15 protein-coding genes are annotated in these 14800 nt (G+C 40.3%); 2 read left to right on the top strand and 13 right to left on the bottom strand.

Annotated elements, in window-relative coordinates; genetic code table 11:
* Positions 1-931: IS110 family transposase (locus tag C2M30_RS08235; protein WP_105171296.1), on the top strand; the 931-nt coding region annotated here is incomplete at its 5' end.
* A 354-nt stretch (positions 932-1285) separates the two neighbouring features.
* Here the strand turns inward: C2M30_RS08235 and C2M30_RS08230 are convergent.
* From C2M30_RS08230 to C2M30_RS08215, 4 genes are all read right to left on the bottom strand, one after another.
* Positions 1286-2050, bottom strand: a complete 765-nt coding sequence (locus C2M30_RS08230) for a hypothetical protein (RefSeq protein ID WP_105171295.1) — start codon at positions 2048-2050, stop codon at positions 1286-1288.
* Between the two features lie 277 nt (positions 2051-2327).
* Positions 2328-2756: a hydrogenase gene (locus C2M30_RS08225; RefSeq protein WP_105171294.1), complete on the bottom strand. Its 429-nt coding sequence runs from the start codon at positions 2754-2756 to the stop codon at positions 2328-2330.
* A gap of 192 nt (positions 2757-2948) precedes the next feature.
* On the bottom strand, positions 2949-3542 hold the full coding sequence (locus tag C2M30_RS08220; protein WP_105171293.1) for a Crp/Fnr family transcriptional regulator: 594 nt from the start codon (positions 3540-3542) through the stop codon (positions 2949-2951).
* A 103-nt stretch (positions 3543-3645) separates the two neighbouring features.
* Complete coding sequence (locus C2M30_RS08215; protein WP_105171292.1) at positions 3646-4872, bottom strand: nucleoside recognition domain-containing protein; 1227 nt, start codon at positions 4870-4872, stop codon at positions 3646-3648.
* 87 nt (positions 4873-4959) lie between these two features.
* Here C2M30_RS08215 and rsmF point away from each other — a divergent pair, with 87 nt between their 5' ends.
* Entirely contained in the window at positions 4960-6399 is a 1440-nt protein-coding gene (rsmF, locus tag C2M30_RS08210) for a 16S rRNA (cytosine(1407)-C(5))-methyltransferase RsmF (RefSeq protein ID WP_105171291.1), read from the top strand.
* 318 nt (positions 6400-6717) lie between these two features.
* On the opposite strand, the gene C2M30_RS08205 is transcribed toward rsmF, so the two are convergent.
* The 9 genes from C2M30_RS08205 to acpP all read right to left on the bottom strand — a co-directional run bounded on the left by C2M30_RS08205 (position 6718) and on the right by acpP (position 14635).
* The gene (locus tag C2M30_RS08205; protein WP_199775881.1) at positions 6718-8535 is read right to left on the bottom strand and encodes a metallophosphatase; all 1818 of its coding nucleotides are present in this window, start codon (positions 8533-8535) and stop codon (positions 6718-6720) included.
* Positions 8536-8578: 43 nt separating this feature from the next.
* A complete protein-coding gene (locus tag C2M30_RS08200) occupies positions 8579-9352 on the bottom strand; it encodes a TatD family hydrolase (protein ID WP_010559964.1) in 774 nt (257 codons plus the stop codon).
* 14 nt (positions 9353-9366) lie between these two features.
* On the bottom strand, positions 9367-9693 hold the full coding sequence (locus C2M30_RS08195; RefSeq protein ID WP_010559963.1) for a PilZ domain-containing protein: 327 nt from the start codon (positions 9691-9693) through the stop codon (positions 9367-9369).
* Positions 9694-9706: 13 nt separating this feature from the next.
* Entirely contained in the window at positions 9707-10597 is an 891-nt protein-coding gene (locus C2M30_RS08190; RefSeq protein WP_105171289.1) for a hypothetical protein, read from the bottom strand.
* Positions 10594-11223 (bottom strand): dTMP kinase, encoded by a 630-nt coding sequence (gene tmk / locus C2M30_RS08185; protein WP_105171288.1) that lies wholly within the window; start codon positions 11221-11223, stop codon positions 10594-10596. Before tmk ends, C2M30_RS08190 begins: the two co-directional genes overlap by 4 nt.
* The gene (gene mltG / locus C2M30_RS08180) at positions 11220-12206 is read right to left on the bottom strand and encodes an endolytic transglycosylase MltG (RefSeq protein WP_105171287.1); all 987 of its coding nucleotides are present in this window, start codon (positions 12204-12206) and stop codon (positions 11220-11222) included. The genes tmk and mltG overlap by 4 nt, the downstream gene beginning before the upstream one ends.
* Positions 12203-12994 (bottom strand): aminodeoxychorismate lyase, encoded by a 792-nt coding sequence (gene pabC / locus C2M30_RS08175; RefSeq protein WP_105171286.1) that lies wholly within the window; start codon positions 12992-12994, stop codon positions 12203-12205. Before pabC ends, mltG begins: the two co-directional genes overlap by 4 nt.
* Before the next feature lie 60 nt (positions 12995-13054).
* Entirely contained in the window at positions 13055-14293 is a 1239-nt protein-coding gene (fabF, locus tag C2M30_RS08170) for a beta-ketoacyl-ACP synthase II (protein WP_054981060.1), read from the bottom strand.
* A 105-nt stretch (positions 14294-14398) separates the two neighbouring features.
* Positions 14399-14635, bottom strand: coding sequence for an acyl carrier protein (acpP, locus tag C2M30_RS08165; protein ID WP_010559957.1), 237 nt, complete (start codon positions 14633-14635; stop codon positions 14399-14401).
* Between the last annotated feature and the right edge of the window lie 165 nt (positions 14636-14800).

Here is a 14800-nt window from a genome sequence, read left to right as displayed (position 1 = left end):
CTTAATTACTTCTCTTGGCCATTGCTGTTATGTCGTTGCACCTTCTCTCATTCCTAAAAAACCAGGAGAATGTGTCAAAACGGACAAGCGTGATGCCCTTAAACTGGCTAAGTTACTTAAGTCTGAAGACTTAACCCCTATTTACGTCCCTGAGCCTGAAGATGAATCAATCAGAGATTTGTCTCGTGCCCGTGAAGTCGCCATGAAGGATTTAAAAGATGCGAAGTACCAACTTAAGGCACTGCTTCTTCGCAACAATATTAACTACGCGGGTACTGCAAACTGGTCTCTCAAACACTTACGTTGGCTCACAGAGCTTGTTTTGCCGCACCCCGCACAACACATTGTGTTACAAGAGTTTATACAAACTATAAACGAACGAACTACTCGATTAGAGCGACTTGATAACGAACTAACACACCATGTTTATCAATGGCGTTATTACCCCGTTGTTAAAGCAATCCAAGCGATGCGTGGTGTGCGTTTACTTGTGGCTGCAGGCGTTGTCGCTGAGCTTGGCGATTTAACCCGCTTCGACCATCCGCGTAAGCTGATGAGTTACCTCGGCCTTGTACCAAGTGAACACTCAAGTGGCGGTAAAAGGCATATTGGCGCAATTACTAAATGCGGCAATGGTCGAGCAAGACGATTGTTAGTCGAAGGAGCGCATAGTTACCGCCATGCTGCCAACATCTCGACTGAACTGCAAAAGCGACAAGAAGGCTTACCAAAACAGATTATTGATATCGCCTGGAAAGCACAATTAAGACTCTGTAAACGTTATAAAAAGCTTATTAACAAAGGTAAGCATTACAACCTTGTTGTCACCGCCATTGCCCGTGAAATGATTGCGTATATCTGGGCAATCGCAAAACAAATTGTACTCTCTCCGATAAATCCTAAATTAAGATTATCGAGAGTACCGGCTTAATATGAACGAATTAGAGTTAATGTATTGGGTCAAGCATCGGGTGTGGCACAACCACCGACGGCGTTAGGATGGCGATGCTGCTAACGCAGCATTGAACCACGAACATAGACTGAAGACAGGTGCCACGTCGAATTAAGTAAAGTCTGCTCTGTTACTATAAATAGTAATAATCAACGAATACCAGCATGAAAACCGACGAAATTACTTGCTTCATCCTATGCGTTAACTCGCTCTAATTCGAGTTCAAGATTATGGCTTAAAGTTAGGCAAGGATCTATGTGTTTAACTTGACAGTGGGAGTCATACCAACGCCGCCATCACCTGCCGGAGGGCTGGTGCATGGCCTTGTTATGCCTATTTATCTAGATTGATATGTTCTCTTGCTATTTCTCTTACGCACTTGTGTACATTATCAGAAAGAAGGAACACCTTCATCTCATTAGCTACTCTTGTTTGTAATTCAGGATTAGTAGAGTTTATCTGCTTATATCGTCCAAGATTTCTGAAGTTTCGATTTAAACGAAATGATAACCTATCAATATGCTCTGGCCTCACTAAGGTCAACATAGACTTTACATGAGAAAACATGAGCTCAATCGGTTTATCATTTGGGTCACACCATTTCAACCAATTCCCTACGCCTATCAGCATCTTATCTAGTGCCAAGCATAATTTCTCATTTGCATCGAATTCGCGAAGTTTAGACATTTCTATATAGTCATTTCCGCAATATGTTATACAGATTATGTTTAAATCATCTTCCTCAAGAAACCCTAATTTGACCAATGGTTTATAGCTATATGCATTTCCAGCGTAGAATAGGTACTGACCTTTAAGTGAAGTATTCCCACTTTCAAAATTCATTTGAATTAGTTCGTTTACTGTAATTTCAGAAATATGAGGGTGAAGGATCGCTAGATCTAACCACCATGTGAATTCTTTATCAATTTTCCCGGTTTCATAATACTGCTCTAATGCTAATCGATGTTGTTCGGGGGGATAATCAGGGTTCCAATGATCATTTTTATCAAACCAATCCAAGAATATTTTCCACTTTTCTTTTCTATCAGAAACCCAATTTGGGTCATCTAGTTGCCAGTATGAGGTGTCTATTTCCATTTTTCAGATAGTCATTCCTTTAGTAAAGTATTCTGGGTAAGTTTGAAGCATAACTGTTTATTAAGAGGTAAGTTGCCTCTTTTTCTACCGCAACATCGCCTGTTTATCTTCAAGCCAGTTTATAACATTTGCTATAAACATTTACTAGTCATCAACTTAGTGAATAACTCTTATCACTGCCCGGCGTCGGAATCCGCCACACCTATACATATCGTTATGCGTAATCTTTATAACAAGCTAAAAGGTTGATGGTTTTTATATGCATATATTTCAGTTATTAAATTAGTGGCATTAATGCAAAAGCCAATATTGTAGAAGCGATTAATGAGAGTAATGAACCTGTACGTACCATAACCTTAACCACCAATTCAAAAGTAACGGTTGCTGAAAAGCCTGCTCCAGCGATTGGAAGCGCTTTACTTGCACCTGTAAGGGAGGCTATCGTTATTCCAAGCCAAATAAGTATAAACCCAAGGGCAGAACCATAAGCCACCACAACCTCTATAAATAACGGCAACTCTACCAGCGACCAAATCACACCAAAGATTGCCAGAGCCATGCCGCACTGAACAGCTGTTAAATGACCTGAAAGCGCCATTCTGGAGTTTTTTGCTCTAGGTATTACCGCACCTTGTATTAAACCAATAAGAAAAAACACAATTCCAATAAATATTAGGAGCCCTCCGATTTTAGTAAGTTCAATCATAAAGACCTCCATGTATTAACAGCGCGAACTGCGTCGTCCGGGAGGCTTAAGAGAGAAAAAACAAGATCAAATTTGCGTAACAACAACTGCCGATTTTTTGCTTGTATATAGGGATTTAATTTTTTTTGCGTCTTCATTGCTTAACTCCATTACTAAAAATGGAATGTTAAACAACAAAATACTGTGATTCATTCACCTAGATTCATTTTTTAACTTGCTTAATGTTTGGGGAGCAACACCGAGATATGAGGCAATATGATAGGATTTAACTTGTTTTAATATTAACGGGTATTCGTCTAGTAAGCGCGTGTACCTTTCAGCGGCGGTTTCTGACATAAGTGAAAGTACTCGCTTATATGTTGATGAATAATATGTGTTATGTAGCCAGATTCTCGCCAATGTCTCCCACTTTTTTTGTTGCGCAATAAACTTATCAAGAGTTTCAAGAGACGTTACATAAAAAACCGAATCTTCAAGAATCTCAAAGTTAAGCATTGAACCTGTTTTTTCATAAAAACTGACACTGTCATCCATAAAGTGATTTAAGCCATGTTTGCTCTTGCCGCGAAAATAGAGCTGCCACGTATGATCTTTGCCATTTACATCAGTAAGGTAAGACCTCGCTAACCCACTTTTTATAAACCAGATTTCACCGAACACTTCACCTGCGCAATGTACCCTTGTGCCTTTTTTAACATGTTTTACATCAAACATTGCACACGCATCTTCCCACTCAGCATCATCGACAGGGATATAATGTTCAATCATTTTTCTAAAATATTTCATAGAGCTACAGTAATCAGTTTTATAGTGCCAAGCCAAGTTAGTTTACTAAATTTGTGTGTCATGGAACTTAACGAACAATTTCGACTTCCCTAACGAAAGCGATCTAACCAAAAAACCAGTAGCACACGCCAATGGCAGTTAGAATACCGGCAAAATCTGCAGCTAAGCCACAACCCACCGCATGGCGGGTATGCTTAATGCCTACCGCGCCGAAATACACAGCTAAAACATAAAAAGTAGTTTCGGTTGAACCTTGAATGGTAGATGCTAAACGCCCTGCGAATGAGTCTGCACCATGAGTATTCATGGTTTCTAACATCATTGCCCGCGCGCCAGAGCCTGAAAGTGGCTTCATAAAAGCGGTGGGCATGGCATCTACAAATTGTGTATCTCCACCTAATGTAATAACTAAGGTACGTAGCCAATCCAATACATAATCAAGCGCCCCGCTCGCTCTAAATACGCCAATGGCACATAACATGGCTAATAAATAGGGTATTAATGAAACTGATAGCTCGAACCCTTGTTTGGCACCAGTGATAAAGCTGTCGTATACATCTATTTTTTTAATACTTGCCCAACATAAACACACAATAATAAACGCGAATATTAAAAAGTTACTGAATATTGCCGAATGGGTTTGCATTAACTCTGTACTCAAGTTCATAAAATACAAAATAAGTGCCATCACAATGGCTACTAACCCACCAAGGTATAGCAGCACAACTGTATTAAACAGTTTAATTCGTTGAATAGCACAGGTGACGAGCAAACCAACAAAGGTTGAAGCAAAGGTTGCTAATAAAATGGGAATAAATACATCGGTTGGGCTGGCAGCGCCTTGCTGCGCGCGATAAACAAATACCGCGATCGGAAATAGCGTCACTGAGCTGGTGTTTAATACTAAAAACAGTATTTGCGCATTGGTTGCTGTATCGGGCGTTTTGTTAAGCGATTGTAAATCATGCATGGCTTTAATGCCCATTGGCGTTGCTGCATTATCAAGACCAAGTAAATTAGCGCTTAAATTCATAGTAATTGAGCCAAACGCTGGGTGACCTTTAGGTACACCAGGCATTAAGCGGGTAAACAGTGGCGATAAGCCTTTGGCAAGTACATCTACCATGCCGCCGCGCTCGGCAATTTTCATTACCCCTAACCAAAAGCACAGCGCGCCAATTAAGCCTATAGCAATTTCAACGGATACTTTGGCCATACTAAATACAGCTTGTACCAACCTTTCAAATACAAGACCGTCACCGCCAATCCAAGTAGCTAGTGCAGACACAAACGCGATAATGAAAAATGAAAGCCAAATTTTGTTAAGCATAATCAGATTATTATTATTTTGAATGCTGCTTAGTGTGCCACATTTCCTGTATTATTGTCGCAATTACCCTTACATGGCAGATAAAAAGTGCATTCTAATATTTATATTCCACAAACGTTTATTGATGATGTTGAAAGCTATATTCCAAATCACCTTTCAATAGATGATTACCTCGCCTCATGTAAGAAGCCACTTAGAACGGCCGTTCGCGTAAATACCAAAAAAATGTCAGTCGACAGTTTTAAACAGTACGCGCAACAAAACGACTGGCAAATAACGCAAGTGCCATGGTGTGAAAATGGCTTTTGGCTAGAACGCCCTGAACACCAACAATCACTTTCGCTGGGTAATACCGATATTCACTTATCTGGTTGTATTTACGTGCAAGAAGCCAGCTCAATGATGCCTGTTACCGCCCTGTTAGATGGTAACGACTTAAGTGACTGCTGTGTGCTTGATATGGCAGCCGCCCCCGGCAGTAAATCAACTCAAATTGCTGAGGCCCTTTCAAGCGAAGGTGTATTAGTTGCCAATGAATATTCGAGTTCGCGTATTAAGTCGTTAAGTGCCAATATGCAGCGTTTAGGTATTAGCAACTGTGCCCTTTCGCATTTTGACGCCAGTATTTTTGGTCAATATATGGAACAGAGCTTTGACCATATTCTGCTTGATGCACCATGCTCAGGCGAAGGCACTATCCGTAAAGACGAGAATGCATTAAAAAATTGGTCTATTGAATCTAATATTGAAATTGCCGATGTACAAAAACGCCTAATAGAAAGTGCATTTTATGCGTTAAAAACCGGTGGTACTTTGGTTTATTCAACCTGCACCTTAACGCCACTTGAAAATCAAGCGGTATGCCAATATTTACTCACCACATTTGCCGACCATATCGAGGTAGTGCCACTAAATCACCTATTTGAAAATGCGAAAGACTCGGCAACCGATGAAGGTTACTTACATATTTGGCCACAAATTTACGATACCGAAGGTTTTTTTGTTGCCAAGTTTGTTAAAAAATCCCATGTGCCACAGCCTGAGCCTAAAGTTAAAAAAGGGGCGTTTCCGTTTACTGCTGCCGATAAAAAAACAACCGAGCAATTTAACCAAATAATCAAAAAGCAATTTGGTATGAAACCGCTTACAGGCGAGCTTTGGCAACGCGAGCAAGAGCTTTGGTTGTTCCCTAGCAATATAGACTCGGTAATAGACAAAATTAAATACAGTCGCATTGGGATTTTGCTTGGTAAGGTGCATAAAAATGGCATTCGATTACACCATGAATTTGCAACTTGCTTTGGCGCTGAAGGCCTTAAAAACACCCATAAACTGTCAGTTTCAGAGGCTTGTGACTACTTTCAAGGAAAAGATATTAAATTAGCACAAGTTACTAGCGCGAAAGACGAGGTATTACTTTTGTTAAACGATACTTGCGTTGGCTTAGGCAAATGGCAAAAGAACAAAATCAAAAATGGCTTACCACGTGAGTTAGTTCGGGATAGTCGGTTGATAACTTGGGAATAACTCAATGAAAACTTGTTAACAATTTTTTAAACAATTTATAACCAATTGTTTTTTATAAGTTTATTTTTTGAGCAAAAATTTCCTTTTTTTGATTAATTTAACTACAATTAGTAATACTTTTTCACTTCTCCCTATGAAATGATCAAGTTTGTAAGTTAGCGCACGGCTCATTAAATGAGCCATTCCCCTAAGCCCAGGACAATGTGGATTGGTCCTAGGCGATTTTTATTGGGCGTTTGTAAAAGCGCAACAAACTTGGCTTTAGCCCCGTATTTTGCAACTTTTAAGCGGTATTGAAGGTTAAAATCGGGGCTTAATTTAACTTTTCTCTTTTAGATCAAATTCTGTAATGTTTCCATCACCATGTAATAGCTGGTAGTGGGTCAGCCGTTCGTTATCTAAACACACTAAACTAATTGCCGAATCACTCACTAAATGCTTTGTTGATTGTTTATGGCGGTGTTTATGCACCTTCATTTGCCAGCGTTTGGTAAAGAAATTAAGCGGGCTACTTGGATGGTACAAAATGCTATCTAATGTGTTTAATTTTCTGAGCAAAGATTTAGGAAATTCATTTTTAATGCCGCTGGCGGTAAGTTGCCAAATACGGTTATCACGATTTGAAAAACGGCTTTGCACCGAAAAACAAAACGAATAATGCACATCACCTGACAAAATAAGCGTTTCAATTGGCGTGTCTGCGCGTTTAAATATTTGCATTAATTTTCGCGCCGCCCCTTCGTGGGCCATCCAGTTTTCCACATCAACTAATAATGGCTGACCACAAAAGTTAAAAATTGCTTGAATCGCTTCAATTGATTTAACACCAAATACCGGCGCTGGTGAGATTAAAATAACCTCTTCAAGCCCTGTCATATTATCGTCAAGCTCGACCAATTGTTCCCAATCTAATAAACCTGACGGTTCGTTAAAATCGGTTTCATTACGCCAGCGGTGTGTTCGGGTATCGAGCGCAATAATTTTAGGGTGAGTATCAAGGGTGTAATGCCATCTATCAAATGCCAATATTTGATTATCAAATTGCTTTAAATGACGATACTGGGTGGTTATTTGCTCATCTAATGAATTTAACAGCGCCTTGGTATATTCGCCGCCATCGTTACCCACACCTTGGAACACTAAATAACTTATCAGGCCGTTAGCAATAATGCGTTTGCTTATCGGATTTGAATAAACTGCCTGCTCCCACCCTGCCGTTAAATTCCAATCATCGGTAACATCATGATCGTCAAACATGGTGATATGAGAAATGTTAGCAAATAGCTTTTCAACTTCGGGTAAACCATCAACAAAGTCGAGTAAGTTTTGTTTTTCTTGTAAAAATGTATTGCTGTGTTTTTGATTATTCGATTCGAATGTTAAATCATCTAACCCAACCAACTGCCAACACGCTGCACTCGTTGTTAATAAATAAAGCGCAAAAAATTCTTCAAGATGCACCAAGTGGTTATGCGATTTTAAACTAGTAAAGTGTTCTAAATCTTGGCGCAGCCAATAGCCAAACTCGAGTTTAGAGCGCTCATGCCATTTGGTTATCGGTAAAACAGTATCGCGCGTATAAAGCGTATGTTTTGCATCAGCCTGAAGTTCTTCAATCAGATTGGGCTCTTTAAACAGCTTTAGCTGGTGGATTAACTGTTCAACCGCTAATAACATAGGGCCCGCAACATCATCTGCGTATATCTGATCGCCCGACATCACCAGTAAACTTGGTTCTGGCTCATTATTTTTGCGTTTACTTGCCAAGAAATGGCCTGCGGTTATAAGCGCATCTTTTGATTCATGATGAGGGTTACGACACGAGCCATGCAAAATGCTACTAAGCTGTTTAGCAATAACAAAGCTGCACGATGATTGGCCATCAAGATAAAACGCCGACAAGTCAACGGGTGCATTGTTGTGCTCTAATTGATAGGAAATTAGCGTATCAACCACAAACCCTGTAGTCGATGTGCTATTTAGAAAGTAAAAGTGGCAAAAACAGTGTTCGCCAAGCGCTAAAATTTGTTGGGTTTGTTCAAATTCACCAAGCGCCTGGGCATTCACTTTAAACGGCGCTTGCTGGGAACTAACAATAAATAACGTGACCTGTCTCGGTTCTGCTCGCCGGATCATAGGTCCTGTTAACAGAATAGGCAGTGTCACGCAGTTATCCTGTTTACTTGGCTAGTTTAAAGAGGTCGTAAAAGTTATCTGTAGTTGCCTTTGCAAGCTCTTTAAACGATAACTTTTTAAGATCCGCAATAAAGTACGCAACATCTTCAACATATGCAGGTTGATTAGTTTTACCACGATGCGGTACTGGCGCTAAATAAGGCGAGTCCGTTTCAATTAACAAACGGTCAAGCGGAATTTTTTCTACCACTTCGCGAAGCGCTGCGGCGTTTCTAAAGGTTACAATGCCCGAAATAGAAATATAAAAACCTAGATCTAGCGCTTGCTTTGCCATTTCCCAATCTTCAGTAAAGCAATGCAATACGCCACCGCAGTTTTGTGCGTTGTGGGCGCGCATAATATCAAGGGTATCTTGCTTTGCATCGCGGGTATGAATGATTAACGGCTTGTTTAATTCATTGGCAACATCAATATGCCCTGCAAATGAATCTTGTTGTACTTGATGCGTGTCTTTACTGTAGTAGTAATCAAGACCTGTTTCACCAATCGCCACTACTTTGTCGTGCGTTGCAAGCTCAACTAAACGAGCTTTATCAAGTACGTCTTTTTGGTCTAGCGGATGTACACCACAACTAACTGACACATCGGGATACGCTTTAACCTTTTCCAACATACTTGGAAATTGATCTAAGGTTACCGACACACATAAAAAGTGCTCTACACTTTTAGCGCGGGCGTTTTCTAATACTTGGTCAAGAGAAAGACCAAGCTCATCAAAATTAAGTCTGTCTAAATGACAGTGAGAATCTACAATCACAAAAAATCCATAAACTACATGGTATAAGTGGGATCGCTAGAGTTTAACATACCGCCTAGCATTTTTTCGATTTTATCGCGCACTTGGCTCTTATCATCGATAAAGCTCACACCAACACCCGGAGGGTTTGAGTTTTGGCTACCTTGTGGTGTGATCCACACGACTTCACCGGTAATAACATCTTCTTCAAGTGCATCTGGCAAGCTAATGCGCAATGCTAATGGTTGAGACATTTCAAATTGCATATTGGTGCGTACAAATAAGCCACCTGTTTTTAAATAAGGCATGTAGCTCTTGTACAATTCACGTGTATCTTCAAAATCGACTAGTAATTCTTGCAAAATAATGTCCTATTTATAAATAACTTAATTGTTTTAACAGTTGGTTTAACTGCAACGATAAATTAAGTCCTTTAACTTCTTTAAACTTATGCGCAAAACTGAGCAATGCTTGATTTTTTTCTTGATAGCGTTTTACATCAAGCGTATTACTGAGTAGCTCAGTTTGCAATTTTTGGGCGCAAAATTGCGCAAATATATCTATATAATCAGTGTTTTGGTTAAAAAGTTCAAGCAATTGCTTATGACATGATTGTAACGTTTGCTGCTGAGATAAATGATACAAAGATTCAACAGCACTTAGTTGCCCGTCTTCTTGCCATTGCTTTAAACATAACGGCCTATGTAAAAACGCATTAACCCAAGGTTGTGTGGCATCAATACCTAAATCACCAATAAACTGTTTTGCTTGATTGGCGTCTACCGTCAACGTAATTTTGAAGCAACGGCTTAAAATTGTTGCAGGTAGTGGCGTATTGGGGTCACTTAGCAGTACCAAATAGCGATTAGCGTTGGGCTCTTCTAAGGTTTTTAACAGTGCATTACTTGCTGATAAGGTTAAAGCATGGGCATCTTTTACAATAACCACTTTATTACCTTGGAAGCTTGCTGTGCTGACAAAAAAGTCGCTGATCGCACGCACTTGTTCAACGCTAATGCTATCTTTTTCAGCACTGACCAACATAAAATCTGGGTTTGTTTGGCTTTTATTTAAGGTACATGCTTTACAAACCCCACATGCTTGCGTGCCGTTAGACATACACAATAAATCTAACGTCAGCTGATATGCCAAATCGAAACTACCAACGCCCTCTTTTCCAAGTAGCAATAGGCCGTGGTGAAGCTGCCCCGTAGCCCCTAATTGCTGAAGCTGTTGGTAATTATGTTGAAGCCAGCTTGGGATCACGCATTCGCTCCATCAATAAACTGCTTAAGTGCTTTTTCAATGTGCGTGTGAACAGTTTCCATTGGTAAGCTGGCATCAATGGTAACAATTGAACTATCGTTTTTTGCGGCGTTTAAATACACTTCGCGAGTACGTTCAAAAAAGCTTAATTGTTCAAGTTCAATACGGTCTAGCTCACCACGATTCGCAGCGCGCGCTAATCCAATCTTTGGGTCGATATCAAGGTATAAGGTTAAATCAGGCTTAAGCTCGCCCAACACAATATCCGCCAACGCTTCAAGTTTGTGTTTATCGATTTCTCGGCCACCACCTTGATATGCTTGCGATGATAAATCGTGTCTATCGCCTAATACCCAGTCGCCGCGATTAAGCGCAGGATTGATAACATTTTCAACCAATTGCGAGCGTGCTGCGTACATTAACAGTAATTCAGTTGCATCACTTACTTTTTCTTCGTGCGTTGCTTTCACTAAACTGCGCAGCGATTCAGCAAGCGGTGTACCACCGGGTTCTCGGGTATTAACAAATTTAACCTGCGCGTCATTTAATACGCGCTGACACACTGCAATTGCAGACGATTTACCAGCCCCTTCTAGGCCTTCAATAACAACAAATTTACCGTTCATTTTTTTAAAATATATTTCCTAACTGCTGCATTATGCTCAGTTAATGTTTTTGAAAAATGGTGCTTACCATCTCCTGATGCAACAAAATAATAAAAATCAGAGTATCGTGGATTTAAAGTCGCGTAAATAGCCTGCTCTGATGGCATGGCAATGGGTGTTGGCGGCAATCCATTAATACGATACGTATTATAATCGGTGTAGCGTTTTAAATGCTCTTTTTTTATATCACCTTGATATTCATCTCCTAACCCGTAAATCACAGTCGGATCGGTTTGTAGGCGCATGCCCTTATGAAGGCGATTTACAAATACCGAGGCAATTAAATCACGCTCTGCATTGTGGCCAGATTCTTTCTCAATAATCGATGCAAGAATAAGTGCATCGTATTTTGATTTAAGTGGTACTGAGGTATCGCGAGTTTGCCATGCGATATCTAAGGTATTAGCCATTTTTTCATAGGCGCGGTTTAAAATATCTAACTGGCTATCGCCAGCAGAATAATGATATGTATCTGGGTAGAACCACCCTTCAGGATTAGTTTGATTAATGCCCCACATGCCAAGCGTAGTTCGTAATGATTGCTCTGACACCAATTCTAAATACGGCGCATCTTTAAAGCTGGCTAATACCTGTTTAAAGGTTGAGCCTTCGACAATGGTAAACGCAAATTGATGATCGCGCCCTTTATTCATCTTTGAAATTAATGATAGAAAAGGCTGCGACTCAATTAAGTACATGCCTTGTTTTAATTCCACTAACTGAGGGTTTATTTTGGCGTATACCTTGAGCCAAAAGCAGTTGTTTATCCAACCATTTGCTTTAAATGTGCGGCACATTGCGTTAACGCCCGTACCTGCCTTTACTTTATAAAGTGTTGGTTCAGAAATGCTAATTTGTGTCGCTTGTAACTGCTTAAGCTGAATACCCACAAAGGCAACCGCTGCAATTAAGGTCGTAAATAAAAACGCAAACGCTCGTATCATAATGCTTGCTCGTTTAAAAATTGAAGTGCGTTTTCAAGGCTGTAGTAATGTGTATCAAGGCGTGTAATTGGTACGATTCCCATTAAGCTATTACAACAAAATAAATTATCTGCGCTGTAGCAGTCGCTTAAAGACACAGTATCAAATTTAATATCGATATGCTTCGCTAAATGCGCTAAATAAACACCAAATACACCCGATTTGTCGAGTTTTGGGGTAATTAACTGACCATTTTTTAATAGCACAATATTAGCAACCGTGGTTTCAATAACTTCATGGTTACAGTTAAGCAAAAGCCCTTCACTAACACCTTTTTGTTGTAATTCTTGCTTTGCTAACACCTGCTCCAAACGGTTAAGGGTTTTTAACCCTGCAAGTAAAGGATTAACTGCCAATTGCGTTGATAAGGTATCGAGGGCGATGCCCTGTTGTTTGAGCGTTAAATAATTCTCGGGAAAATCAGCAGTGTAAATATAAACCTGCGGCGCTTGTACGGTAGGCAGTTGATAACCCCGACCACCCTGACCACGACTGACAATGACTTTGATAACAGCCAGAGAATGGAGGCTTGCAAGCGCATTTATTTGGTTTTCAATGGCTGATAAATCAACATTATCAAAATACAAACGCGCCACACAGCGCGCTAGCCGTGCTAAATGCAGTTCTAACAAACACGGTTTGCCATTTTCTACTTTAATGGTAGTGAAAAAGCCATCGCCATATTGCAATGCTCGGTCGTTAGAGGCGACGGTTTGAGTTTGGCTATTTTTTATTATTGTTATATCCATACACACAAAAAAGCCTAGGAAATCCTAGGCTTTTATTCGCAATTCGATTTCTGCTAACGATTATATCTTCTTAAATAATAAAGAGCCATTAGTTCCACCGAAGCCAAATGAATTACACAGCGCGTAATCCAATTTCGCATCGCGTGCTGTGTGTGCAACGTAATCTAAATCACAACCTTCACTTGGGTTATCAAGGTTGATTGTTGGTGTTACTTTTTGGTCACGCAGCGATAAAATCGTTACGATTGATTCAACAGAACCTGCAGCACCAAGTAGGTGACCCATCATTGATTTAGTCGAGCTAACTAGCACATCACTTGCTGCTGCGCCATAAATAGACTTAACCGCGTTGGTTTCAGCAATATCACCTGCCGGCGTTGATGTACCGTGTGCATTGATGTAACCCACTTGCTCAGCATTGAGGCCTGCGTCATTTAGTGCGTTTTTCATCGCTAACGCCGCGCCTGCACCGTCTTCTGGTGGAGACGTCATGTGATACGCATCGCCACTCATACCAAAGCCTACAAGCTCAGCATAAATTTTTGCGCCACGCGCTTTTGCGTGTTCGTATTCTTCTAGTACGATTACACCTGCACCGTCTGCAAGTACGAAACCGTCACGGTCTTTATCCCACGGACGCGATGCCGCTTGTGGATCATCGTTGCGTGTTGAAAGCGCGCGTGCTGAGCTAAAACCGCCCATACCGATTGGTGTTGATGCTTTTTCTGCACCACCTGCAACCATTGCATCTGCATCACCGTAGGCGATCATACGTGCTGCATGACCAATATTGTGAAGACCTGTCGTACATGCCGTAACAATCGAAATATTTGGACCTTTTAGGCCGTGCATAATCGATAAATGACCTGAAATCATATTGATAATGGTTGAAGGCACGTAAAACGGTGATAATTTGCGAGGGCCACTGTTAAGTAATTTAACATGGTTTTCTTCGATAAGTGTTAGACCACCAATACCTGAACCCACAGCGACACCAATGCGCTCAGCATTTTCTTCAGTTACTTCTAAACCTGAATCTTTAAATGCTTGTACACCAGCAGCAATACCGTATTGAATGAATAAATCCATTTTTTTGGTATCTTTTTTCGCCATATAAAGTGTTGGGTCAAAATCTTTTACAAGACCCGCGAATTTAGTACCAAAATCAGACGTATCAAAATGGTCGATTAAACCAATGCCACTTTGACCCGCTAATAAACCTTGCCATGTTGAATCAACATCATTACCTAGTGGGGTTAACATACCTAGGCCAGTAACCACTACTCGACGTTTAGCCACAGTCATCTCCAAAATATATTAGGTGCAGATAATACAAAAGCCCTAATGAGGGCTTTTGAAAAACTAAAGGCAGCTGGAATGCTGCCTTTAATGTCTATGCTTTAATTACTCAGCGTGAGCAGTAACGTAATCGATAGCTGCTTGAACTGTAGTGATCTTCTCAGCTTCTTCGTCTGGGATCTCAGTGTCAAACTCTTCTTCTAGAGCCATTACTAGTTCTACAGTGTCTAGTGAATCAGCGCCTAAATCATCAACAAATGATGCTTCTGCTTTTACTTCTTCTTCTTGAACACCTAGTTGCTCTACGATGATTTTTTGAACACGTTCTTGGATGTTGCTCATTCTTGTTTCCTTAATTAAAAAACGCTTTTGCGTTATTTTTCAGATTGCGGCGTAGTTTACGCTGCAAAATTTTATGATTCAAGATTCATTTCGATTTTTATTATCTGGTCGAACCTCATAAATCTAAAACTAACCTTTTATCGCCTACTTTCACCGCAATTTCAA

Origin of the sequence: Pseudoalteromonas sp. T1lg24 (genome assembly GCF_002964745.1) — a bacterium.
In the GTDB taxonomy this organism is placed as follows: Bacteria; Pseudomonadota; Gammaproteobacteria; order Enterobacterales; family Alteromonadaceae; genus Pseudoalteromonas; species Pseudoalteromonas spongiae.
Note: the sequence above shows the minus strand (reverse complement) of the source record. Positions and strands in the feature narration are given on the sequence as shown.

Bases quoted from the DNA above. Each gene is read 5' to 3' on its own strand.
- C2M30_RS08230 (WP_105171295.1), bottom strand. From the start codon at position 2,050: ATGGAAATAGACACCTCATACTGGCAACTAGATGACCCAAATTGGGTT.
- C2M30_RS08225 (WP_105171294.1), bottom strand. From the start codon at position 2,756: ATGATTGAACTTACTAAAATCGGAGGGCTCCTAATATTTATTGGAATT.
- C2M30_RS08220 (WP_105171293.1), bottom strand. From the start codon at position 3,542: ATGAAATATTTTAGAAAAATGATTGAACATTATATCCCTGTCGATGAT.
- C2M30_RS08215 (WP_105171292.1), bottom strand. From the start codon at position 4,872: ATGCTTAACAAAATTTGGCTTTCATTTTTCATTATCGCGTTTGTGTCT.
- C2M30_RS08205 (WP_199775881.1), bottom strand. From the start codon at position 8,535: ATGATCCGGCGAGCAGAACCGAGACAGGTCACGTTATTTATTGTTAGT.
- tmk (WP_105171288.1), bottom strand. From the start codon at position 11,223: ATGAACGGTAAATTTGTTGTTATTGAAGGCCTAGAAGGGGCTGGTAAA.
- mltG (WP_105171287.1), bottom strand. From the start codon at position 12,206: ATGATACGAGCGTTTGCGTTTTTATTTACGACCTTAATTGCAGCGGTT.
- pabC (WP_105171286.1), bottom strand. From the start codon at position 12,994: ATGGATATAACAATAATAAAAAATAGCCAAACTCAAACCGTCGCCTCT.
- acpP (WP_010559957.1), bottom strand. From the start codon at position 14,635: ATGAGCAACATCCAAGAACGTGTTCAAAAAATCATCGTAGAGCAACTA.